Annotated in this window: 16 protein-coding genes and 1 riboswitch; of the genes, 9 read left to right on the top strand and 7 right to left on the bottom strand. The window is 44.4% G+C overall.

Annotated elements, in window-relative coordinates; translation table 11 throughout:
• The first annotated feature begins 159 nt into the window (after positions 1-159).
• The 6 genes from MKY63_RS30215 (at position 160) to MKY63_RS30190 (ending at position 11,030) form a co-directional block, all read left to right on the top strand.
• Positions 160-1,089, top strand: a complete 930-nt coding sequence (locus MKY63_RS30215; RefSeq protein WP_076100799.1) for an ABC transporter permease subunit — start codon at positions 160-162, stop codon at positions 1,087-1,089.
• Positions 1,090-1,107: 18 nt separating this feature from the next.
• The gene (locus tag MKY63_RS30210; RefSeq protein ID WP_038569957.1) at positions 1,108-2,031 is read left to right on the top strand and encodes a carbohydrate ABC transporter permease; all 924 of its coding nucleotides are present in this window, start codon (positions 1,108-1,110) and stop codon (positions 2,029-2,031) included.
• Positions 2,032-2,116: 85 nt separating this feature from the next.
• Positions 2,117-3,634 carry an ABC transporter substrate-binding protein gene (locus MKY63_RS30205; protein WP_076140969.1) on the top strand — a complete coding sequence of 506 codons (1,518 nt, stop codon included), beginning with the start codon at positions 2,117-2,119 and terminating at the stop codon, positions 3,632-3,634.
• Between the two features lie 122 nt (positions 3,635-3,756).
• Positions 3,757-5,076, top strand: a complete 1,320-nt coding sequence (locus MKY63_RS30200) for a glycoside hydrolase family 125 protein (protein ID WP_339810906.1) — start codon at positions 3,757-3,759, stop codon at positions 5,074-5,076.
• On the top strand, positions 5,073-8,207 hold the full coding sequence (locus tag MKY63_RS30195) for a beta-galactosidase (RefSeq protein ID WP_076316570.1): 3,135 nt from the start codon (positions 5,073-5,075) through the stop codon (positions 8,205-8,207). The genes MKY63_RS30200 and MKY63_RS30195 overlap by 4 nt, the downstream gene beginning before the upstream one ends.
• 63 nt (positions 8,208-8,270) lie before the next feature.
• The gene (locus MKY63_RS30190; protein ID WP_076316571.1) at positions 8,271-11,030 is read left to right on the top strand and encodes an alpha-mannosidase; all 2,760 of its coding nucleotides are present in this window, start codon (positions 8,271-8,273) and stop codon (positions 11,028-11,030) included.
• A gap of 70 nt (positions 11,031-11,100) precedes the next feature.
• Here MKY63_RS30190 and MKY63_RS30185 read toward each other — a convergent pair whose 3' ends face one another.
• Positions 11,101-11,538, bottom strand: a complete 438-nt coding sequence (locus MKY63_RS30185; protein ID WP_052097458.1) for a MarR family transcriptional regulator — start codon at positions 11,536-11,538, stop codon at positions 11,101-11,103.
• Positions 11,539-11,795: 257 nt separating this feature from the next.
• Here MKY63_RS30185 and uvrA point away from each other — a divergent pair, with 257 nt between their 5' ends.
• The gene (gene uvrA, locus MKY63_RS30180) at positions 11,796-14,300 is read left to right on the top strand and encodes an excinuclease ABC subunit UvrA (protein WP_339810901.1); all 2,505 of its coding nucleotides are present in this window, start codon (positions 11,796-11,798) and stop codon (positions 14,298-14,300) included.
• Between the two features lie 1,038 nt (positions 14,301-15,338).
• Here the strand turns inward: uvrA and MKY63_RS30175 are convergent.
• The 6 genes from MKY63_RS30175 to MKY63_RS30150 form a co-directional block, all read right to left on the bottom strand.
• Positions 15,339-15,905 carry a YdeI/OmpD-associated family protein gene (locus MKY63_RS30175; RefSeq protein WP_076142028.1) on the bottom strand — a complete coding sequence of 189 codons (567 nt, stop codon included), beginning with the start codon at positions 15,903-15,905 and terminating at the stop codon, positions 15,339-15,341.
• Positions 15,906-15,961: 56 nt separating this feature from the next.
• On the bottom strand, positions 15,962-16,477 hold the full coding sequence (locus tag MKY63_RS30170) for a DinB family protein (protein ID WP_076142027.1): 516 nt from the start codon (positions 16,475-16,477) through the stop codon (positions 15,962-15,964).
• A gap of 82 nt (positions 16,478-16,559) precedes the next feature.
• Entirely contained in the window at positions 16,560-17,471 is a 912-nt protein-coding gene (locus MKY63_RS30165) for a YafY family protein (RefSeq protein ID WP_076142026.1), read from the bottom strand.
• A gap of 142 nt (positions 17,472-17,613) precedes the next feature.
• A complete protein-coding gene (locus MKY63_RS30160; protein ID WP_076317015.1) occupies positions 17,614-18,780 on the bottom strand; it encodes a KamA family radical SAM protein in 1,167 nt (388 codons plus the stop codon).
• Between the two features lie 140 nt (positions 18,781-18,920).
• Positions 18,921-19,062: riboswitch (cyclic di-AMP (ydaO/yuaA leader) on the bottom strand.
• 48 nt (positions 19,063-19,110) lie between these two features.
• Positions 19,111-20,778, bottom strand: a complete 1,668-nt coding sequence (locus tag MKY63_RS30155; RefSeq protein ID WP_076142024.1) for an AraC family transcriptional regulator — start codon at positions 20,776-20,778, stop codon at positions 19,111-19,113.
• A 139-nt stretch (positions 20,779-20,917) separates the two neighbouring features.
• Positions 20,918-21,943 (bottom strand): ABC transporter substrate-binding protein, encoded by a 1,026-nt coding sequence (locus tag MKY63_RS30150; protein ID WP_036689718.1) that lies wholly within the window; start codon positions 21,941-21,943, stop codon positions 20,918-20,920.
• Positions 21,944-22,470: 527 nt separating this feature from the next.
• Here MKY63_RS30150 and MKY63_RS30145 point away from each other — a divergent pair.
• Together MKY63_RS30145 and MKY63_RS30140 are read left to right on the top strand one after the other, a co-directional pair.
• On the top strand, positions 22,471-23,133 hold the full coding sequence (locus tag MKY63_RS30145) for an HAD family hydrolase (RefSeq protein ID WP_036689719.1): 663 nt from the start codon (positions 22,471-22,473) through the stop codon (positions 23,131-23,133).
• A 42-nt stretch (positions 23,134-23,175) separates the two neighbouring features.
• Complete coding sequence (locus MKY63_RS30140) at positions 23,176-24,381, top strand: mannitol-1-phosphate 5-dehydrogenase (RefSeq protein ID WP_076100783.1); 1,206 nt, start codon at positions 23,176-23,178, stop codon at positions 24,379-24,381.
• Positions 24,382-24,418: the final 37 nt, after the last annotated feature.

Raw genomic sequence — 24,418 nt, 5'->3', positions numbered from 1 at the left:
GCTGTGGATCTTTAATTTTTACATCTGATTCTGGAGTTTTTCAACTTTATGAAACCGCTTTTATAGCGCAGAATTAAGGGTAGTTAAAGGGGCGAGGGAAAAAGATCGAAGGGATATATAGGGGTTGTTTGGGGATAGAGAGAAGGGGGATGTGGAATAATGCCTGCATTTTTCAAAAGTCTAATTAAGGATAAAGTACTCTGGTTTATGGTATTACCAGGGACATTATGGTTCCTGATCTTTTGCTACTTACCGATGTTTGGAACAGTAATTGCATTCAAGGATTTCAAGATTCATCGGGATGGATTCTTTGCAAGCGTTTTAAATAGTAAGTGGGTTGGCCTTGAAAATTTCAACTTTTTGTTCTCGACGGAGGACGCCTATATCATTACAAGAAATACGATTCTTTATAACTTGGCGTTGATCTCTCTCGGTTTAGTTCTTGCGGTGGGCATTGCGATCACCTTGAATGAACTTGTGAACAAACGGACGGCTAAAGTTTATCAAACGGCGATGTTTATGCCTTACTTCCTTTCTTGGGTCATTATTAGTTTCTTTACCTTCAGCTTTCTGAGTGTAGATAAAGGAATATTGAATCAAGTGGTTGTTTACTTCGGAGGCGATCCTATTTCCTGGTATGGGGATACTCGCTTTTGGCCATATATCCTAATTTTCATGGGGATTTGGAAATCAATTGGTTATTCAAGTGTTGTTTACTTAGCGGCTATAGCGGGTATCGACAAGTCCTACTATGAAGCGGCTATGATTGATGGGGCCAGCAAATGGCAGCAGATTAAGTTTATTACACTTCCTTTGCTTAAACCTTTAATGGTAACGCTAACGATTTTAGCGATTGGTGGTATTTTTAGATCAGACTTCGGTTTATTCTATCAAATCCCTCGGGATTCAGGTGTTCTATACTCCGTAACGAATGTTATCGATACTTATATTTATCGAAGCATGAGTACGACAGGTAATCTAGGAATGAGTACAGCGGCGGGTCTATATCAATCGATTGTTGGATTTATCATGGTGCTTGTAACGAATTCTATTGTGAAAAAGATCAGCAAAGAGAATGCGATATTCTAGAAAGGAGTTAGTGACGTTATGGCAGTATTCAAACGTAAGCCAAAAGAAATCGACAACAACGCCATTACTCCTTTATGGAATGTGGTACTCAATATTATAATTGGCATCTTCGCTTTTACTTGTGTGTTTCCGTTCTTGTTTGTCATAGCCATTTCTTTTACAGATGAGAAAGTACTTGCTCTAAATGGATTTAGCTTGTTACCCGAAAAATATAGTTTAGCAGCTTATCAGTTTGTTTTTAACACAGGTGATCAATTACTTCGTTCCTTTGGAGTTACTTTGATGGTTACTGTACTAGGTACGCTCATTAGTTTATTTCTAATAACAACTTATGCGTATGTTCTCTCTCGAAGATCATTTCGCTATCGTAATTATTTCAGCTTCTTCGCCTTCTTCACGATGTTATTCTCAGGCGGAATGGTTCCCAACTATATCGTGGCTACGCAGTTTTTACATTTGTACAACACGATATGGGCTTTGATATTGCCAATCGCGATGAATGCATTCTTTATTCTAGTAATGCGGACCTTCTTCCAGACTAGCGTACCTGATGCACTCATTGAGGCTGCCAAAATTGATGGGTCTGGTGAGTTTCGGACCTTCCTGCAAATTGTACTTCCAATCTCTTTACCGGGGATTGCAACGATTGGATTGTTCTGTACGCTGGGATATTGGAATGATTGGTTTAATGCCCTGCTGTATATAGATGATGCTAGTCTTGTTCCACTCCAAGCGATGCTGATGCGAATTCAGAATAATATGGAGTTTGTCATTCAGAACAGTATGCAGATGGGATCAAGCTTTGAGATTGCTGCAACCTTGCCAACAGAAACCGTTCGTATGGCGATGGTTGTACTGGCAACCTTGCCTATAGCACTAGCGTATCCGTTCTTCCAAAAGTATTTTGTACAAGGTTTAACCGTGGGCTCTTTAAAGGAGTAACACTACTAAGATGTATTTATTCGAATCGCTAGGATAGGAATCGATATAAATAAAGCGTTCATTAATCTAAAGGGGGAAAATAGAAATGAAAATGAAAAAAGGCTTAACACTCGCTCTTGCAGGGACAATGCTTTTTTCTGGCCTTCTAGCTGGATGTGGTTCGAATAATAATACAAATGCTGCTAAAGAAACAAACAATTCAGCGGCAGCAGGGAATTCAGCAGGGAACACATCAGAATTAAAGCCATATGAGCTGAAGATGTATTTAATTGGTGGACCTCAAAAGGATTTGGATCTTGTCTTAAAAGAAGTTAATAAATATACCCAAGAAAAAATTAACGCGACGTTGAACATTACGATGTTCGATTGGGGCGATTACGATAAGAAGATGCAAGTCATCACCGCTTCTGGTGAGCCTTATGATATTGCCTTTACCTCTTCTTGGACAAATGACTTCCGTCGTAACGCTGCTAATGGTACGTTCTTGGGTCTGAATGATCTGCTAGATAAGTATGGTAAGGAAACGAAAGAAGTTTTGGACCCTCGTTTCTTAGAAGGAACTAAGATTAAAGGTGAGATCTATGGTGTTCCTGTAAATAAGGAGCTTGGACAGCAATGGGTATGGCGCTTCAATAAGAAATATGTTGATAAATACAACATGGACATTTCCAATATCCGTACATTGGATGATCTAGAGCCACTTCTTAAAACGATTAAAGAGAACGAGCCGGGTGATATTACACCGCTAGCTGTTCCTAAAGGCTTTAAACCATTTATGCCATTTGACTATGTACTAGGTGATGAGTTACCTATCGGGGTCTATATGGATTCCACAGATGGCAAGGTTGTTAATATTCTGGAGACACCTGAACTTGCAACATCGTTAGATACGATGCGTAGACTTTACACAGCAGGTTACTTACGCCCAGACGTTGCGACACTTGAAGGTATTGATAACATTAAGACGGGTAAATGGTTTGCCGATCGCGAAATTACACAACCTTATGCAGAAAAAGGTTGGTCTCGTTCAGCAGGTTATGAAATTGTAACTTCGCCTATGCATGAGCCTTATGTATATACACAGTCCGCCGCAGGTTCGATGCACGCGATTTCCGTAACCTCAGGTGATCCTGAACGGGCTATGATGTTCTTGAATCTTTTGAATACAGATAAGTACTTACGCAATTTGCTCAACTATGGTATTGAAGGCACTCATTATAAGAAAATCTCCGAGAATGTCATTGAAGATCTGCCAGCTATGCAAGATAGCTATGCAATGCCAGGCTTCACACTTGGAAACATGTTACTGACTTATCTGCATGCTGATGACCCTGCTGATAAATGGGATGCTTTTAAGAAGTTTAATGATTCTTCAAAAGAAGCCCCTACCTTCGGTTTTGCATTTGATCCTACACCTGTGAAAACAGAAGTAGCGGCTATCAACAACGTAACTAAAGAATTTATGCCAGCGCTATACACAGGTTCTGTTGATCCTAAAACATATCTGCCAAAAGCAGCGAAGAAATTTAAAGAAGCTGGACTTGATAAAGTCATTGCAGAAGTTCAAAAGCAACTTGATGAGTGGAACCAGACAAAGAAATAAGCTAATGAACGTAACACGCCTAAGATTAATCACTAAAGGTAACACAAATAGGATTAGTGGAGACGGGCAGCTATGCTGCCCGTCTCTCTATCTATCCCCATTTATTATGAAGGAGTGAGAATATGGAACAATTCCGACTTCCCACCATCTCTATGCCGAAGCTGACGCTTCCTCAAGCGGTTCAAGAAGTATTAAACGAAGCAGAGGAGAAGTTAGCTCATCGGCCGAAGCTATTGCAGCTCTTTAAGAATTGTTTCCCTAATACGCTTGAGACAACGACTAAGCTTATGGATGATGGAACAACGTTTGTGATTACAGGAGATATCCCGGCTTCTTGGTTGCGAGACTCTGTGGAGCAGGTTATGCACTACGTGCCCTTTGCTAAAAACGATCCCGATCTTCAGCGGATTATTGGCGGGTTAATTAAACGTCATATCGAGTATATTCATATCGATCCGTACGCCAATGCGTTTAATGAGACGGCGAATGATTGGCATTGGAGCACTAGCGATATTACGGAAATGTCCCCCTGGGTGTGGGAACGTAAATTCGAGATCGATTCTCTTTGTTTTTCCATGCGTCTGGCTTATGCCTATTGGAAAGAAACCGGAAAGGCTGATATATTCGACGCCGGGTTTAAGGCAGCAATGGTCAAAATATTCAACCTGTTCAAAACTGAACAGCGCCATAGTGAATTATCTCCATACCGCTTTACGCGTAACAATGGGATTCCTGAAGATACACTGCGTAATAACGGCCTGGGTATGCCTGTTAATTACACGGGCATGGTCTGGTCCGGGTTCCGCTCGAGCGATGATGCTTGCGACTTCCATTACAACATTCCGGGGAATATATTCGCTGTTGTTGCATTACGTCATATGCAGGAATTCGCTGAATGGGTATTCCGTGATCTTGAATTTCTGGAACAGCTTAAAGCATTAGAAGCTGAGATTGATCACGGAATTCAATTGTATGGTATTTATCGTCATCCGAAATTCGGTCCAATCTACGCCTACGAGACCGATGGTTATGGCAACTACTGCTTGATGGATGATGCGGGAACACCAGGACTCATGTCGATTCCTTATCTCGGCTATGTTACCGCAGAGGATGAAATTTATCAGAATACGAGACGATTTGCTCTGAGCAAGGAGAATCCTTTTTATTTTGAAGGAACCGCAGCGAAGGGAATCGGCAGTCCGCATACTCCCAAAGACTACATCTGGCATATGGCATTATCGATGCAAGGTTTGACGGCTTCCACTAAGGAAGAAAAGCTGGAGATGCTTGCGATGTTAGAAGCTACAGATGCGGATACTGGCTTTATGCATGAGGGATTCCATGTTGATGATCCGAATACGTTCACTAGAAAATGGTTCGCCTGGTCCAATAGCCTGTTCTCCCAACTTGTCTATAAAACGATGAAGGAAGGACTACTATGAGCAGCCCGAGCAGACCTGTAATCATATTTTATGATTCTGATTTTCCAATTTCCAGTCCCATTCCTAGCGATGCGATTACATCCATGAGTGAGTTCGGATCTATTGTAAATGAGAATCAGCTTGCAGAAACGCTTCGCGAAACGGAAGGCGGCTGTTTCATCAATCTGCATGCACCCTATTTCCCCAAAACGGCCTGGATAGCCATTCTTGAATACCTGCAAAGAGGTGGCGGGCTGATTAGCATTGGAGGCGCACCCTTCAAACAACCTGTTCGTTGGGAAAATGGCCAATGGCATGTGGAAGCGGAGCAGACTTCCTATCATCAGGAGCTGTATATTCATGAGGCACTTCATGTTGAATGCTCACGCAACCATTCATTGCTTGCCTCGGATGTCATTCCTCTGCTTAAGGGTCAAGAATCTCTTTTTCTAACGAGTGCGAATACATGGAACCTCGTGCCACATACGACAAAGACGAGTGATTTACCACATCAAATGGGCTCTGCAGGTCCGATGAGCACACGGATTTACCCACTATTAAAAGGAGTTACACTCGAGGGTCGGGAAATTTCTGCGCCAGTAGTTCTTTGGGAGAATACGAGCGGTTTATTTGCAGGCTCACGCTGGCTGTTCGTAAATACACCTGCAACAGCTTCTTTTTGGGAGCAAAAAGGTCCTTTCGCGATATCCAATTGGGCTCGTTTCTGCAGCAAGGGTGTAACGGAAATGTGGGTTAAGCCCAATTACGCGTCTTATGAATTAGGAGAACGTGCTTCCCTAACCCTTCAGATTCAGCAGCTTGAACGAGTGAGACCTTCTATGCGTAACGAAGATACATGGAATTTCACAATTCATGTAGAGCATGAATCAGATACCTCTTTGAAGTGGTCTCAGAGTTTGGAAATGAAGGCGAATGCTGAACTAAACATGGTGCGTCTGCCTATTCCTTTGGAGATAAGTAGGGGCCTCTACCAGATTGTCTGTGAAGCAGAAGCCAGTGATGGTGAGGTTCGCATTCTGCGCCAAGGGTTCTGGGGTCATGTTCCTGAGCTGCTGGCAGCAGGCAATCCGGTAACGAGCGGCAGAGATTATTTTATAAAAGATGGGCGTCCGCTACCAGTGGTCGGCATGACTTATATGGCGAGTGATGTGGCGCGGAAATTTCTATTTCTACCGAACGTGGGAGTTTGGGACCGTGATATGGGCCAGATGCGGAAGGCCGGGATTAACTGGATCCGTACAGGGATCTGGACAGCTTATCGCAATGTGATGCAAGACGATGGACATGTCTCGGAAGAAGTATTGCGGGCGATCGACGCCTTCATCATGACGGCGAAGAAGCATGATCTTCAAGTGACTTTCACGTTCTTCTCCTTCACACCGGAAACGTGGGGAGGGGTAAATCCTTATCTGGACCCACAAAGTGTGGAAGCTCAGAAGCGGTTCATTTGGTCTATTGTATCTCGTCATAAAGATTCTTCGAATGTAGATTGGGATCTTATTAATGAACCGTCGATGTTTGATCCGGCACGTATTTTTTCGGACGGCCCGAGTTCATGCCATGATCGTTTTGAGCGACAAGCCTTTATGGAATGGCTACAAGAAAGACATGGTGTAATCGACGTGCTGCAGGAACGCTGGAATATGACACCTGCACAGCTTCCGAACTTTGCATCTGCAGGGCTGCCAGAAGCAAAAGAGATTAACTTCGACGTACAAGACATGCACAGTGCTAAGAGGGGAACACGCTGGTTGGATTATTGTTTGTTCTCTATGGAGATGCATAACCGTTGGGTGAAACAATTATACGACGCCATTAAGGAGCAATGTCCAGCTCAGATGGTTACGGTTGGTCAGGATGAGGGACTAGGAGCGCAGCGACCTTCGCCGTTCTTCTACGAGGAGGCGGTGGATTACACCACTGTTCATTCCTGGTGGTTTAATGATTATCTGGTGTGGGATGGCATTTTTGCCAAGACGCCTAATAAGCCAAACCTAATTCAGGAGACTGGCGTCATGTATGTAGAAACTCCAGATGGCCGAGCCAAACGTTCAGAACAAGAGCTGCAGAATTTGCTGGAACGCAAGTATGCTTACGCTTTTGGAACGGCAGGTGCGGGGGCTATTCACTGGATCTGGAATACGAATTTCTATATGGATAATGCGAATGAGTCCCATATCGGAGCACTGAGAGCAGATGGAACCGAGAAGCCTGAGGCAGGCGTATCTTATGATTTCGGGAAGTTTATAGAAGGTATCCGTGATATATTTGGTGATCGGAAATTGGAAGAGATTGCGGTGGTGTTCCCTTATTCGAATGATTTCTCTAATCGGAAGTTGGCTTTTGCTGCTACAACAGAGCTTACCCGCATTCTGTCTTATGAGCTCAAGATGTCTTTTCGGGGGGCTTCCGAATACCATCTAGATGATTTGGAGAAGAACCCTGCGAAACTGATTATACTGCCAAGCGCGCATAACTTCGCTGATGCAGCAATGGAACGGTTGTTACACATTGTTGAAGAGACAGGAGCGGTATTGCTTGCCACTGGACCGTTAGGCATTGATGCCTATTGGCGTTCTTCGGATCGGTTGAGTGATATCCTTGGCAAACGTGAATTGCGTAATGTGCGCCGCGAAGAAGTGCTTATGTTTCAAGGTCAAGTCCTGCCTGTCTCTTTCGGCCACCGCCGGATAGCTGAGGTGACAAAGGAAACGATCATTCAAGAAACTGGTGGAAGTTCAACTATAGAGACTGTCGTGAACCTTCCGCTTGGCAAGGGTCGACTCCTATGGAGCCCACTGCCAGTTGAATTGAGTGAGCGTAGGGATACTACGGCTGCACTTTACCGCTACGCGGTTAATGCTGCTTTTGTGGAATGTGATTTTGAATGGATTAGTGGTGGGGACTTAGCGGGTATCTACGGACGGAAATTGAGCTTTGCTACGGGTGCGCTTTTTACCTTCGTGTCGGAATATGCCCAAGATGCAAAGATCGAGGTGAAGGATTCAGCCACTGGCCGAACCTATTCGTTCGTGTTAGAACAGGAACGTTCTGTTCTCTTTGCTACGGATAGTAAAGGAGACTTGCTTGGTGTTTATCGCCCGCAGGAAGTCGAGATCCATGTAAATTAACCACATCTTCTACATTAAGCATCTTGGTAGAGAGAACGCATTGCATATAAGGAGGTCTTCACTTTGGAAAGTTCAAATCAATCTATTAAACCTCAGACTGCCCATATCATTTCCCATACACACTGGGATCGGGAATGGTATCTTCCCTATGAGAAACATCATGTACGCTTAGTAAAACTGGTTGATGAATTACTGAACCGGTTGGATGAGGATAACGAATTTAAGAGTTTCTATCTGGATGGACAGACGATTATTCTGGATGATTATCTTCAGGTACGTCCCGAAAATCAAGAGCGGCTACAGAAATATATTACGGAAGGTCGCCTTCTAATAGGACCTTGGTATATTTTGCAGGATGCGTTCCTTACTAGTGGGGAGGCCAATGTTCGTAATATGCAGATTGGCCATCAGGATTCGAAGCGTTACGGAGAACCCTCCAAAATCGGTTATTTTCCGGACACCTTTGGTCTAGTCGGCCAGACTCCACAATTAATGCGGCAATCCGGCATCAATAATGCCTTTTTTGGAAGAGGTGTGAAGCCCACTGGATTCAATAATACGGTGTCAGATGGAGGTTACGAATCCTCATTCTCGGAGCTGATTTGGGAAGGTCCTGATGGATCAAAAGTGCTGGGCATCTTATTTGCTAATTGGTATTCTAACGGAAACGAAGTGCCTGTAAATGAAGCAGAAGCCAAAGTGTTCTGGGAGAAAAAGCTGGCAGATGCGCGGAAGTTTGCCTCTACAGGTGAGCTGCTGTTCATGAATGGTTGCGATCATCAGCCGGCTCAACTGGATTTGCCAGAGGCTATCGAAACTGCGAAGCGGTTGTATCCAGATATGGAGTTCATTCATTCGAACTTTCCTGATTACCTTAAGGCCGTAGAGGGTGTAATGGATCGCAGCAGCTTGTCGACTGTAAAGGGAGAACTGCGGAGCCAGCATACCGATGGATGGGGTACGTTAGTGAATACCGCGTCTGCGCGTGTCTATTTGAAACAGATGAATCAGGAAGGGCAAATCTTGCTTGAAAAGTTGGCCGAGCCACTTGCTTCGTTCGCACATTTACTGGGCAAAGAGTACCCCCATCATCTGTTCAACTATGCATGGAAGACATTAATGCAGAATCATCCGCATGATAGTATTTGTGGATGCAGCGTGGATGAGGTACACCGTGAGATGGTCACCCGTTTTGACAAAAGCCGTCATGTGGCAGAGACCATTGTTGAGGGTAGTAAACGAGTGATTGCAGAAGCTGTGAATACGTCCGGGTTTACAGCATATGGTGAAGACGTGCTTCCACTAGTTGCGATGAATATGACGGGTTGGAGTCGCGCGGGTACTGTGAGCATTGAACTTGATGTGGCGCGTCTATATTTGCGAGAAGGGTTCTCTCTGGAAGAAACGGCTAGCCGTATGATTGGAATTGACTTGCACGATCGTGTGTTAGTAGACGATCAAGGGAATGATATTGCCTGCCAGATGGAGGACTTAGGGCTTCAGTTTGGTTATGATTTGCCAGATGACAAGTTCCGTCAGCCGTATATGTGCCGCCGGGTAAGACTTACCTTTGAAGCCGTAGAAGTTCCTGCGCTAGGTCTTCGTTCATATGCTTGGGTTCGCCGGGCAGATGCAGAACTGCCAATAGCCGCTGAATCTTTGCTACAAGGAGATCGGGTGCTGGAAAATGACGTTATCAAGGTAGTTATTAATGATGATGGTTCGTTTATGCTAAGTGACAAAACTAGTGGAGTGACCTATCAAGATCTTGGCGTATATGAAAACACCGGGGATATCGGCAATGAATATATGTACAAACAGCCAGAGGCCGAACAAGCTCTGACGACTAAAGGACTAAAGGCTAATATTTGTGTACTGGAAAATACATCGTTTCGCGCCGCTATAGAAATTAAGCATGACTGGGAGATTCCAGCTTCGGCAGATGATAAGCTGGATGAGGAGCAGCGTGCACTGGTTTACTATCCGGAGCGCAAAGCTCAGCGCAGTAGTGACACAGTCATTCTAAAACTTCGTACTGTAATCACCTTGGAGCGGGGCGGAAAGGGATTGCATATCGAAACGACAATAGATAACCAGGCCAAAGATCACCGGATTCGTATACTGTTTCCGACAGATTTGAACGCTGCTACGCATCGTGTAGATTCGATGTTCGAGGTTGCTGAGCGGAATATTGAACCAGCCACAGAATGGAAGAATCCGAGTAACACGCAACATCAGCAAGCCTTTGTTGATATTAGTGATGGGAAAGCGGGTCTAACCGTCGCTAATTTTGGATTAAATGAATATGAAGTGCTGCGAGATGGGCGTAACACTATTGCGATTACACTGCTACGTTCTGTTGGTGAACTTGGTGACTGGGGGCTATTCCCTACTCCAGAAGCGCAGTGTCTTGGAGAGCACGTTGTTCGTATGGAGCTAATCCCGCACACAGGTGAGGGTATAACTTCTGGTGCTTATGCTGAAGCTTACCAATTCCAGGTTCCGTGGATTGTATGCCAGACAGATGTACATGCAGGCGTGGTTGCGCCGGTGTATACTCCATTCGATTGGGAGAGTAAGGAACTTGCATTTTCTTCACTAAAAATGAACAAGCAGACTGGAGACTTGCTGCTGCGTTGGTATAACATGAGTCAGCAGAACACCAACCTGTCCTTCCGTTCAAGTATTCCACAGCAGTATTTCTATAAAACGACGATCCTAGAAGAGGAGAGCCACCCAGTCTCTAGTGATGAGAAAGAGAAAGGAAGCTTTGACTTACAGATCGGTCCATGCGAAATTGTAACGATTGGTATTAGAAAATAAATGAAAAAGGACGGTATCCAGAGAGTCGTATGACTTTTGGATATCGTCCTTTTTTGTATAAATACGTATCTTATGAAGAAGATTTGCCGCGCGCAGTGGATCCAAGATGATCAATCTGCTCTTCTAGAACCGCACTTGCTTTGCCTAAAAACTGCGAAATAAGGGCGAGCTCTTCATCCGTATAAGAAGCTGCGAGCTTAACCATGGCGGTATGGAGCGGTTGGTACGTATTAATGACATCATCTTTATTCTCATATAATGGCACAATAATCACTTTACGGCGGTCATTCGGGTCATTTTGTCTGCGGACATAGCCATTTTTTTCGAGCCGGTCTATTAATGCTGTAACACTTCCGGTGGTCAGACCGGTTAATTTAGACAGTTCTCCGGCAGTGATCGGACCTTTCTCCCGTAGAATATCTATAGATAAGAAATCATTATTGTATAACCCAAGTGAGGCGGCTACATTTTGTTGGTACAATACCGTTCGGTTTCCCAAACTGCGCATAAGCAAGGTGAATTGTTCCTGCTCTGGTGTAGGTTGTTCGTGGCTTGACAAAAGATAACGCTCCTTTTAAAATAATTATATCTTGATAGTCAAGATATTAGATTATAAAGTTATTTGAAAATTTTGTGATTTATCAAATACATTCTATCGAAATTAGAAATGTTTTGCAAAATAATTGCAATACAACAACTTTGGGCAACCATATGGATAGAAGATATAACTACGAACCAGTGGGTTGAATTGAGAGGGGAATAGATGTGAAAGAGACTATTGTTATTAAAGGTGCAAGAGAGAATAATCTGAAAAATGTCTCGCTCACGATTCCTAAGTATAAGCTAGTTGTCCTGACAGGACCTTCGGGATCAGGCAAATCGACGCTAGCTATGGATACACTACAGCGGGAATGCCAAAGACAGTATTTGGATTCCATGGGCATGACGTCAGATACGATCAGTAAACCAAAGGTGGAGTCTATTATTGGACTGTCTCCGTCCATTAGTGTTGGACAACATGTCACCAATCGTAATCCCCGTTCGACAGTCGGGACTGTCACTGACATCTATACGTTTGTCCGGTTTATCTTTTCCAGATTAGGCGAGCAGGTTTGTCCTTCCTGTAGTGGCAGCATCCCACCTTCTTTTGAAGCGAGGGGATTGCTGATCGAGGAAGACGAGGAAATGGATGGTCAGACGATGGGTTGTCCACATTGCGGAGCAGAGCTTGAGAAGCTGGGTATGTCCCACTTCTCTTTTAATAAACCGGAGGGAGCTTGTGAAGCCTGCGGTGGTGTTGGATCTGTGGCAACAATAAATGAAGCGGCGGTGTTTAATCCAGAGCTTAGTATGCGTGAGGGTGGGGTTGCCTCGCTGAATGGTGTTCATCGTGATATACAGATGCGTATATTATTGGCCGCTGGCAAGCATTTTGGCTTTGAGTTTGACCCGGATCAGCCCTTAAAAGATTACGGTGAAATTCAGCGCGACTTGTTGTATTACGGAGTGGAAAGTGAGGCGTTTAAGCGCCATTTTCCCAATGTTAAGCCGATTCAAGGCACCAAATTTGAAGGCGTCATTCCTGGTTTGTGGCGGCGTTACAAGGAGAAGGAAGGAGAAGCTGGTACACAGGAAAAAGACGGCGGATTTTTTCATGAGCAGCAATGCCCGGAATGTCTTGGCGCTCGTCTGAAAAAAGAAGTTCGTCTCGTACGGGTAGCTGGCGCATCGATTACGGAGGTATCGGATTGGTCATTAAGCGATGTTTACGAGTGGACGAAAGGCTTGGAGGCGGCTTTGCCCGCCGAGGGACTTCATCTGCTTGAACCCATCCTTCACGATATGCCTACCCGACTAAAACGGATTATCGATGTTGGTCTAGGTTATCTTTCTATGAACCGTCAGACGGTCTCCCTATCTGGTGGAGAGGCACAGCGGCTGCGCCTTGCCTCATTGCTGGGGTCAGGTCTGACTGGAGTGTTATACATTCTAGATGAACCGACGACCGGGCTTCATCCGCGGGATACTGTTGGCCTCATTCGTGTGCTTCAGGAGTTACGCGATTTGGGGAATACGGTGCTCGTTATCGAGCATGATATTGAGATGATGCGCGCTGCCGATCATATTATTGATATGGGTCCGGGTGCTGGTCTGGACGGCGGGCAAGTTGTTGGCGAGGGCAGCATTGAGGACTTGATGGCAAGCGAGACTTCTGTTACGGGAGCCTATCTTAGAGAAGAGCGTCATAAGACTGCTGCATATGTTCGCCGGAAAGGTGACGGAAAACAGATCACCATCCGACAGGCTCAATACCGGAACATTGAGATCCCGGAGGTTACATTTCCTCTAGGTTGTCTAGTTTCTGTAACTGGGGTTTCGGGTTCAGGCAAGTCGACGCTAGTCTTTGATATTCTTGCGCAAGGTAGTGCGAAAGAACATGAGCAAACAGGCTGTGCGGAGATTGCAGGCTTAGATCAGGTTGGAAATATAGTGATTTTTGACCAATCGCCCATGGGGAGGATGTTGCGTTCTAATGTAGCGACATATACAGATGTTTTCACACATCTGCGCCAGCTGTTTGCTGCATTGCCGGAGGCGAAAAAAAGAAAACTGACCTCCAAGCATTTTTCCTTTAACACACCGGGTGGACGCTGCGAAACCTGTCAGGGTCTTGGGGTGCTGACTGTAGACATGAATTTCTTACCCGATTTGGAGGTTAAATGCCACGTTTGCAAGGGGAGAAGATTTACGGATGAGGTTCTCCAGGTGAAATATGATGGATATTCCATCTCGGATCTGCTGGACATGTCCGTGCAGGAAAGCTTGCCAATTCTTAAGTCGGAAGCCAAAATGGCGGGGATAATCGAGACGTTGTGTGAGGTGGGTCTCGGTTACCTTAAATGGGGACAATCTGTCAAAACCTTATCTGGTGGTGAAGGGCAACGGATTAGACTGGCTAAAGAGTTGAGCAAACCTTCCAAAAACCATACCCTCTATCTGCTCGACGAACCAACAACAGGCCTTCATCCGTCAGACATCAGGCAGCTCCATACCTTATTGAGCAAATTGGTTGATACGGGAAATACGGTCGTGGTTGTGGAGCACAGCTTAGAGTTGATTCGGGAGTCCGACTGGGTGATTGACATTGGCCCTGAAGGTGGCGTTGTGGGCGGTAAGCTTGTAGCTGAAGGTACACCGGAGCAGGTTGCTGAAGTGCGGGAATCCTACACAGGGATGTTCCTGAAACGGATTCTGGCTGTAGGGATGTAATCAAAAAAAGGAGGTGTCCAAAAGCCATGAAAATGGCTAGGACACCTCCTTTTTTTGAACTTAAACCAACCACTGCTCTCAACTCTAAACTTCGTCTGAACGTTTGAACCGATCCCATTCACGCGTACTTAACACTTTCGGAATAACAGATGAATTTACACGTACGTAGCACATTAGGATTAACAGATGAATTTACACGTATGTAGCACTATAGGATTAGCAGATGATCATGAGTCGATGGTGTTTGATCCGCAGATGATTAGGATACGGTAGCATCAGACAGCGAAAGACTAAGCTTCGGCGGTATCGGACTCAGCAGACCTTAAATGCAGGAAAATCCGTCATTTGGAGTATTATCGGACCGCATAGCTCCTATTGGCGAAAAAAACGCCTTATAAGAGCCTGTTTCTAAGAAATAGCTGCACTGGAGTCCGATGGATTGCTGAAAAGGCGATAAATTAGTAAATAGCATCATTGGAGTCCGAAAGCCTCAGCAGGAGATCATGGTGTCAGCAGCAGTAGCAGTAGCAATAGCAATAGCAGTTGACCCAGCGAATGACTATGCTTCGGCGGTATCGGACTCAGTAGACCTTAAATGCAGGAAAATCCGCCATTTGGAGTATTATCGGACCGCATAGCCCCTATTGGCGAAAAAAACGCCTTATAAGAGCCAGTTTCTAAGGAATAGCTGCGCTGGAGTCCGATGAGTTGCTGAAAAGGCGATAAATTAGTAAATAGCGTCATTGGGGTCCGGAAGCCTCAGCAGGAGATCATGGTATCGGCAGCAGTAGCAGTAGACCCAGCAAATGACCATGCTTCGGCGTATCGGACTCAGCAGACCTTAAATGCAGGAAAATCCGTCATTTGGAGTATTATCGGACCGCATAGCCCCTATTGGCGAAAAAAACGCCTTATAAGAGCCAGTTTCTAAGGAATAGCTGCGCTGGAGTCCGATGGATTGCTGAAGAGGCGATAAATTAGTAAATAGCGTCATTGGAGTCCGAAAGCCTCAGCAGGAGATCATGCATCTAGCGCAGCTTAATCGAGCAGACGTCCATTATCATGCCATTGCCCGTACATTTTATTTTCTTTAGTGTTTGTTATGAATTTGTCTAATTTACTCTTAAATAAATCTGGCTGATGTTTATTGCTTTGGATCGTGTCGATCCGAACTCTTTTATAAAGGGGGGGAAAGGCCCGGAAATTCTCATATACTTGCCTGTCCTCTTTTAGCCTTTGCTCTATAATCTTATCTACTATAAAAGAATCAGGGTTCATATCAGGAAGTATCCGTTTTCCTTCAGCACTCATTAACCCCAGCTTTTCGAGGCGGCGGACCCGTTCTTTGTTCAATTCAGTCCAAGAGCTTTTTTTACTTCGGGGAGAGAGTCTTTGCGCCAGCTCTGTTTCCGAAATTTTCTTTTTCACTCCATCGATCCATCCAAAACACAAACATTCCTCAACTACGTCCAAATATAGCAACGTTTCTGGGTTTGGCTTCATACTAACGAGTACCCAACAAGATTTTTCAGTCTTACAATTCTCCTGCAGCCAAACTCTTAAATCTTCTCTCGTTTTTACTGTAATTAGATTTTCAATCTCCATAATTAAAATACAATTTCCTTTCTAGGTATGGAGTGGGGCAGATTGCCCATTAGTGTTTAAATAGCTTCCGCTGTTACCTGATACCAAAAAAGAGAATAGTCATTCATGGTGGAAGCGTGGCCTAACTGCCGTAACATAGTAGATATATTACCTCTATGATAAGTCCCGTGATTGACGACTTGCAACACAATTTCTGATAGGCGTGTTTGGCGGATTCCGGCGAATGGATTGTCAAGCAGAATGGTTTGCTCCAAATCGGATTGGTTGTGTAACCATGCTTTGTATTGTTCCGATAGCTGTGCAAAGATATTTACGTACTCATCCACAGAATCTAGAATGCTCAAATTTAGCGGGATACTTTGTTGAAAAGCCTCAGGCATAGCAGTGCCTGTTAAAACAAGATACCACATCGTATCAACCGCATAGATATGGCTAAGGGCATGAGCGATGGTGGGAAATGAGCTGTTCACTTCTTGACTTAGCACAGAAGCCGGGAGTTCCTTGATTCTCCCCAGGATAGTTTGGTTTCCCCATGTGTGGTATTTAAACATTTCTACTGGATAATTTGTCATTCGTATTGTCTCCTTTTGAATTGTCATGGATTTGTTTTTGTTACTGTTGTTAATATAAAAGAAGAAGTATGACATCAGACTGTCATACTTCTTCATAAAGTTTGAGTGTGTTTTGAAGCTGCTCTTTTAAAATACCTCGCAATGCAGGGGGTTCGAGGACTTCGGCCCCGCTGCCGAAACTCAGCAGAATGGACCAAAGCCAACAAGCTTCCAATGGCTTATACACAGGAATTCGCATCGTCATGCTTTTATCAGAATGAAATTCCTTGTCGACTTGATGAAACTGATCCAAAGCTTCTGCCAAAGCCTCAGGGCCCACCCGGATTACTATTTCCTCCACCTGATCTACCCTGTTTGAACAGCCAGCCTCTTTGGGTACTTCATGTTGTGATTGAAAGGTATCCTGCGTCAGGAACAAATTCAGCATCCGGGAAAGACGAAACTCCCGATAATCCTGCCGTGCCCGGCAATAACCATAGATGTACCAGTTGCTATATTTAAAATGAAGCTTTACTGGTTCCATTTCACGGGTTGTACGTTCATTTTTTACACTGATGTAATCAAAACGGACAACATTTCGTTCCGCTATAGCCGCACGTAAAAGAGGAAGTGCGTCAGGATCCGTACGCCGGGTTTCAAGATCCACCGCGAGACTAGAGGTCTGTGGCTCCGTTCCAATCGTTTGCAGCCGTTCAATGGTTCTTTGCGTATGTTCATCTTCAAACACGGAAGAAAGACTGTTAAGTACAGTAATCAGAGAAGTGACATCATACGAACGGAGCAGGCTTTTATCCATTTTATATCCGTCCATGATGCCATATCCACCTTTAGTTCCCTGATATGATACGACCGGGATACCAGCGGCACAAATCACATCGATATCCCTATAGATCGTTCGCTGGGAAACCTGAAACTCTTCAGCCAGCTTGGAGGCAGATAAAACTTCGTGGTTCAATAGCTTGTAGATCATAGAAATCAATCGTTCCAATTTCATGTGTGCATTCCCACCCATTAGTCCATTTCGTGTTACAGCGTGATTATATCATAGATTTTTTCGGGCTAATTTTGGGAGGGAGGAGTTTTGTTGTTGGTGATGAAGTAATATCCTATGACAGAGTCTGACAGAGCCGATTAATTTATTTATAGATTAAATCCGCAGGCTCTGATAAATGATTAACAGAAATAATAGCATCGTTTTTTTTCACAGGTGGGGTCCAATATTGCTCATTCCCAGGCAGGTCATCGAACCATTCGGCGTCCTTTGGACAATCTAGAATCATGAATTTTCCGTATTCCTGATCTCTGGATTGATGGTATTTGAGATAGGCTTTCCCGTTATCAATGGCGAGAATTTCTATTTTTCCTGAGGTGTGGCTCATGGATAAGCGTACTCTTTTGCCAAGTCCTGAGGTTCTAGTTTTGGCTTCTTCTACAATTTGATAGACTTGCTCGAGCGGTAATACGAAATCCCGGTTTCCGGCAACGGGCCGGTTCACAAAGAAGTAGTAGGGTGTAACGCCAGCCCATGAAAGTCGGTCCAGTAGTTCCCCTAAAATAATGGGATCATCGTTGATGCCTTTGAGGATGGGAGTCTGATTTACGACAATTGCCCCTGCGTTGTGGAGAGCTTTAAATGCTTTTTTGGCTTCAGGTGTGATTTCACGAGGATGATTGATGTGCGCCATAACATAGATTCGTTTGTCTTCGGTAGAGTAAGTACGAATCAGCTCCAGCAGCTCTTCGTCTTCAGAGATCCGCATCGGATTAAATACGGGTATCTTCGAACCTAGTCTAATGATTTTAACATGCTCAATGCTTCTTAGATTTTCAATAATGGATCTTAGCTTCGGTGTGGAGAGAATTAAACTGTCCCCGCCCGTAAGAAGTACGTTGTTAATCTCCGGATTCTTTGCGATATACTCCAAGCCCGGAGAGACATCAGCCATCGCCTCTTTCACGTCATTTCGAAACAGACGCTTACGGAAACAGTAGCGGCAATAAGCCCCGCAGACCTCGGATACAATCAGTAGTGCAGTGGTTCTATACTTGTGCTGACAACCAGGTACCACATAATTCGTGTCCTCATCGGAGGCGTCCCAGCGCCCATACTCCAGCAGTTCACCTTCGTTAGGAATAACCAGCTTACGGATGGGATCTTCTGGATCATCCCAGTTAATCAAAGACAGATAGTAGTCATTTACACGAAAAACAAATTTTTCTGTAATTTCTTTCAGATTCTCTTTTTCCAGCTCAGACAACATAGCTATTTTGTTAATATCCGTGAAGTACTTTACCTTTTGCACGTACATCTCTCCTTTGTCTCGTAGTGTGAGAAATGAGGGAGCCTTAGTGTCAAAGGCCAATCTACTGCCAGCAGGGTCCAAAAAAAGCACAAAAAGAGACCCTTAGCAAGGGTCTCTGGTTATGTAAATAACATGAAAAGCAGACCCATCCACTGCTGACGAGGTTAGCTGACGGACTCGGGTAAGATGGTACCCTACATTCTAATGCTCAATGATTCGCCCCAATTAACTGGTTCCCCCGCTTTTCAACTGTAAAAGTTGGAAATTAAGCGTAGATAAAGTATACCCTATGAAGTTTTGAAAAGTCAAAAGAGAATCCTAGATTCACCTTCAATTGCTAGCGCTACTTCCGCCGAGTAGTTTAGGCAACAACGTTAGCAGCTTCTCCCGGGTTAACGCATCACTGGAGTTCCATTTGCTTCCGTCGAGCAGATAAACATGTCCCTGACGTACTGCCGGGAGACTGTTCCAAAGTGAACTGTCTAGTAGTCGTTCCATTGCAGCTCGCGAGTCTTTGCGTTCCGGAATGAACATGAAGATATGATCTCCGGCGTAGGCAGGCAGTCGTGTTGGATCCACTTCGGCGAACCCTAACTCTTCGTCCAATATGGCCTGAATCTCTTCGGTCGGTTGTAAACCACATGGGGCATAAAGCGCAGTGGAGAATCCGGACATTCCCATAGCATATAGATGATCTCCATGATCATAGACCAAAGCAGAGGCGGTTTCTCCAACTTGGAGAGTTGTCGAGTAAAGCTGCTGCCACATGGCTGCGTTTTTGATTGTGAATGACTCCAGCCATGCTTCCGCTTCGCGCTGTTTACCTAGCCAACTGCCTAATGTCCGCATTCGGTTGTCGAGAGGCGCAAATGAATCAAAGGTGAGTGTCGGAGCGATACCAGAAACTGCTCTGTAGGCTCTTTCATCACTATTTGCCAAAATGATCAAATCTGGGTTTAGGGAAGCGGTCAACTGCGGGTCCAGTGGAAACCCGACGTTGGCGAGCTTCTTAAGTCGATGTTTATAGACGCTGTTCCGGGCGAATGCTTCATCTCCACCGATAGGCTTTACACCTAACGCGAGAAGGTCGCCAAGTGTCTCGCCATGATAGACAATACGTTTCGCTCGTTCAGGAATTTCCACCTCATGACCCGTCCAATCCTTGACGGTAAGCTTACGACCTTGCTGATGTGCATATTGTCCGGGTGTAACTCCTGTTTTTTGCCGAAAGCGGCGGCTGAAATAGTATTCATCCGAGAAGCCGACCAGTCTGGCGATTTCCCGCAGTGGTTCAGTCGATTCCTGCAGGAATCGTTTGGAATGATTAATACGCAGATCCGTCAGGTATTCAAGCGGCTTTTTACCCGTAAGCTGTTGAAAGATCGGTGTATACTGCCAGATCGATATCCCCGCCCGTTCAGCCAACTGCTTCACGGTGATACTCTCTGTATAATGCTCCTGAATGAATGTTATGGTCTTTTCTACGGATTCCGTAGGACTTGGCAGGTGTTTGGAAGGGTAATTATGCTCAAAAAGTAGCAGCAGCAATTCTTGGAATTTTAATTGTCGCTTGAATTGTTGTACATCATCGGTATTATTCCTGTTCATGAGCAGCTCTTCGACTAGTCGGATTACCTTGGTGAACGGGTGCACAATTAACTCCCGTCTGCCGGAAAGCAGCTCTCCAGAATATCGTTTAGGATGCTTGGTTGTATAAATTGCTGTAAAGGTGATGAGGTAATAATACAACGTCAGCTCCTGGTTGTTCGTACTATAGGAGATTCCAGGAGATAGTAGATAACATTTATCCGTACTTAGTATCACGCTTTGATCATCGAGGTTCAATTGTCCGTTCCCTCCAGTAAATATGAGAAGGGTATAGTCCTGGGTTGTACGCGTTATAGAGCTTGAATCGGCAGCTTGAATCATCAGTTCGGCCTCGTTTAGCTGAAATAACAGAGAGTGGAGTGGGGGGCAGGACGATGATGTATGCAGCATGGGTTCAGCCTCCGTTCATTTGGTGAGAATGATTATCAATGAATTCATTGTATATAAAAAAAAGAAGCATATCAACAGCTGTTGACATGCTTCTTGCAGTTTTTTATCAGCCTTGTGTTAAACACTTCATCTCGGAAGGTTATTTCATATTCAATAGCTGTGGAATTTCGCCAAGCAGCCATTCTCTTGTTGTCGCATCACTTGAAGTCTTCATGATGTCTTGTGTATAGACATATCCGTTCTTGACGGCAGGAAGGCTCTTCCAGATAGGGCTCTTTAATAGATTCTCTGTGGATTGTTTTGCTTCTTCTGCCACTGGAGTCAAGATGAATATCCGGTCTCCGGCATATTCTTTCAGGACTTCCATGGATACTTCCTGGAACCCTTTACCTTCATCAAGTATCTTCTGAATAGCTGGAGTTGCCTTGAAGCCATTCTCCCCATAGAGTACCTGTGAAAGTCCGGTTGCTGCCATTATAAATAGTCTGTCTCCTGGATAATAAGTGAAGACCGCAGCCGTTTCGCCCTCTTTCATGCCTGCGGATTTCAATTGCTTCCACATGTTCTCTTCAGCGGTTTTATACTGGGCAAGCCATGCTTCTGCTTCAGTCGTTTTACCAACAATTCCACCAATGTCCAGCATACGTTCCTGGAGTGGGGCAAAGGTATTAAATATTATCGTTGGTGCAATTTTGGAGAGCTGCTCGAAATCAGCTTCATCTGTGCCCGCATAGATGATCAAGTCAGGCTGAAGCTCCAATGTTTTTTCCAGATTGATAGGGAAGCCTACATCCTCCACACCTTGCAATTGATCTTCAAAAACCTGGCCTTCCCCCATAGAAAGAGGATAACCTACCGCCTGCACACCAAGTGCAAGCAAATCGCCATAAGTTTCTCCAGAATAGATAATTCGCTGCGGATTCACTGGAATCTCTACAGTATGTCCTATGTAATCTGTATAGGAGCGGGTAGTCGCTGCAGCTTCATCTGTACTGCTATCTGAGGGTTCTGCTGAAGGTGCCGCGGTTGCAGCGGAAGAGTTCCCGGTTGCGTTCGCCGTACTATTGGCAGAGGATTGTTCCTTTGAGTTTCCGCACGCCAGTAGCAATGTACTCAGCAAAAATAGTACACATACCACAGCGAAGGACTGTCTTACCTTGTTCATATCTTATTGCCTCCCTATTATATGTAACGACCACCAATAATGATAATCATTCTCGATTAAAAACTATCATAAATTAAAGACTCTTTTTACTCAATGGACAAAAAATAACCCCGTAATTTGATTTGTACAATCAAGTAAAAAGGATGTGGTTGAAATTATTTTAAATTATTTTTAGCTGCTTGGAAAAATACTCTAAATAACAGCAATGGAAAGAAAGAGAGGGAGCTTGCCTTCATAACAAACTTGGCAGAAGGAATCCCTTGAAGCACATAGGATTGTGGTGTTTTTTTGAATCTGATTATTGTTATGTATTAAGATGTTCAGGTGATGCAAAAATTCAGGGTTGTCCGCATTGATTGTAATCGTTATCATTACGTGGCATGTTATCTACCGTGCTTGACGTCAGTAGAAGGGCTTTGTTATGGTTTTTATAGTCAAACGCAAGCCGAAATAGCTTTTTGTAGAATATGCAGAAGGTTTTGCGTAAGATATTCTAACCAAACATAATACGAGGGAGATGGTTGATTGTGATCAAAGGAATTATTTTTGATTTTGACGGAACGATTATCGACACGGAGACTGCTTGGTACACCGCATTTAACGAGGCTTATGCAGAATATGGAGTGGACCTGACGCTTGAACAATATTCCACCTGCATCGGCACGAGCTTGAACAGTTTTAATCCTTATGAATATTTGATGACTGATCTTAAGCTCGCAATTGACAAAGAAGAGTTCAGCAAGGCTGTTAAACAGAGACACAGCAAACTGATGGAGCTTGAAACAATAAGACCAGGTATTCAGCATTATCTTGATTCTGCCAAGGCAGCTGGACTGCGCATAGGGCTGGCCTCAAGTTCTTCCCTGGAATGGGTGGAAAAATATCTGAATCAATTGGGTATTCGCGAGTATTTCGAATGTGTTCGGACTGCCGACCATGTGGCAAAAGTGAAACCAGATCCGGAGCTATATAACCAAACGTTAGCTTGTCTTGGAATCACAGCTGATGAGGCGGTTGCTATCGAGGATTCACCGAATGGATCTAAGGCAGCGGCAGCAGCTGGCATCCGTTGCATTGTGACGCCTAACGAAATTACTAATTTTCTTGAATTCGATAAGCAGCACCATAAAATTGATAATCTAAGTCTTCTTGAATTTGATCATGTAGTTACTCAACGTTGCTTCGTATAGAGAAACCGAGAAACTGAGTTCAAATTAAAGGGGGATACCAAATTGAGAGCCGTACACTTTGGAGCGGGCAATATTGGCAGAGGATTTATTGGGCCTATGTTGTCGGACTCCGGTTACAACGTTTGTTTCGTCGGAAGAAATAAGAGTAAAATTGCCCAATTGCAAAAACGTGGCCAATATCCTGTCACCCTAGCTAACAAGAACCGGGACAGCTTTATCGTTGATAATGTTACAGCGATCAATCTGAATGATACTGAGGACGTTACTAGAGCTATAGCAGAAGCTGAAATTGTGACAACTGCAGTCGGAATATCCGCTTTACAAGATATTGCTGAGACCATTGCGCAGGGCATCGAACGAAGGCTTGAAAACAACAGAAATCTCACCCCTCTTCATATCATCGCCTGTGAGAATGGGATTGGAAGCAGTCAGAAGTTGAAAAAATCTGTTTATCGATATATGAAGCAATCCTTCAAGGAGCTTGCTGACCGCAATGTCGCTTTTCCCAATGCGATGGTTGACCGGATTGTACCTATGCAGAAAAATACAGATTCACTTGAAATCCTCGTTGAACCCTTCAGTGAGTGGGTTATTCCCCGCAGTGGAATGATTGGTAACTACAATGAAATTAAAGGCGTCCATTATGTAGATTCGCTGGCGCCATACCTCGAACGGAAGCTATTTACTGTGAATACAGGTCATTGCAGTGCAGCCTATTTTGGATACCTGGAAGGTTATACTAGCATTCAAGAAGCGATGTCTGATCCCGAAATCAGAGCTCGTGTTCACGGGGTGCTTAAGGAAACAGGGACCTTATTGGTGCATTTATATGGCTTCAAGCCCATAGAACATGACCGGTATATAGAAAAGATGATGGAACGATTCACTAACCCCAACTTTAACGATAAAATTACACGTGTCGCCCGCTCCCCGCTTCGCAAGCTTTCACCTAATGATCGACTCGTAAAACCGGCAATGCTTGCTCATGAACTTGGTTTTGAGACCTCACATTTAGTCTCAGCTATTGTTTCTGCACTTTATTTTGATTATGAAAAAGATCCAGAAGCCTTACAGCTTCAAGCGGACATCCGAAACCACGGGCTAAGTGAAGTCATTGCTACACAACTAAAAATCCCTACGGAGCATCCGCTTCATGGTCGCATTATTTTGGAGTCCAACAAATTACGCGCGAGATATCCTCATAGGACTAGAATGAAGACAGTAAACGTCAGGGTACCCTACTTTTAATATAAATTGATGGTTATAAAACTATAAAAGAGTGTTC

Origin of the sequence: Paenibacillus sp. FSL R7-0189, from assembly GCF_037969925.1 — a bacterium.
In the GTDB taxonomy this organism is placed as follows: domain Bacteria; phylum Bacillota; class Bacilli; order Paenibacillales; family Paenibacillaceae; genus Paenibacillus_AQ; species Paenibacillus_AQ odorifer.
This window is presented reverse-complemented; position numbering and strand designations above follow the sequence as displayed.

Bases quoted from the DNA above. Each gene is read 5' to 3' on its own strand.
- MKY63_RS30200 (WP_339810906.1), top strand. From the start codon at position 3,757: ATGGAACAATTCCGACTTCCCACCATCTCTATGCCGAAGCTGACGCTT.
- MKY63_RS30185 (WP_052097458.1), bottom strand. From the start codon at position 11,538: ATGCGCAGTTTGGGAAACCGAACGGTATTGTACCAACAAAATGTAGCC.
- MKY63_RS30165 (WP_076142026.1), bottom strand. From the start codon at position 17,471: ATGAAATTGGAACGATTGATTTCTATGATCTACAAGCTATTGAACCAC.
- MKY63_RS30175 (WP_076142028.1), bottom strand. From the start codon at position 15,905: ATGGAGATTGAAAATCTAATTACAGTAAAAACGAGAGAAGATTTAAGA.
- MKY63_RS30150 (WP_036689718.1), bottom strand. From the start codon at position 21,943: ATGAACAAGGTAAGACAGTCCTTCGCTGTGGTATGTGTACTATTTTTG.
- MKY63_RS30155 (WP_076142024.1), bottom strand. From the start codon at position 20,778: ATGCTGCATACATCATCGTCCTGCCCCCCACTCCACTCTCTGTTATTT.
- MKY63_RS30215 (WP_076100799.1), top strand. From the start codon at position 160: ATGCCTGCATTTTTCAAAAGTCTAATTAAGGATAAAGTACTCTGGTTT.
- MKY63_RS30205 (WP_076140969.1), top strand. From the start codon at position 2,117: ATGAAAATGAAAAAAGGCTTAACACTCGCTCTTGCAGGGACAATGCTT.
- MKY63_RS30210 (WP_038569957.1), top strand. From the start codon at position 1,108: ATGGCAGTATTCAAACGTAAGCCAAAAGAAATCGACAACAACGCCATT.
- MKY63_RS30170 (WP_076142027.1), bottom strand. From the start codon at position 16,477: ATGACAAATTATCCAGTAGAAATGTTTAAATACCACACATGGGGAAAC.
- MKY63_RS30195 (WP_076316570.1), top strand. From the start codon at position 5,073: ATGAGCAGCCCGAGCAGACCTGTAATCATATTTTATGATTCTGATTTT.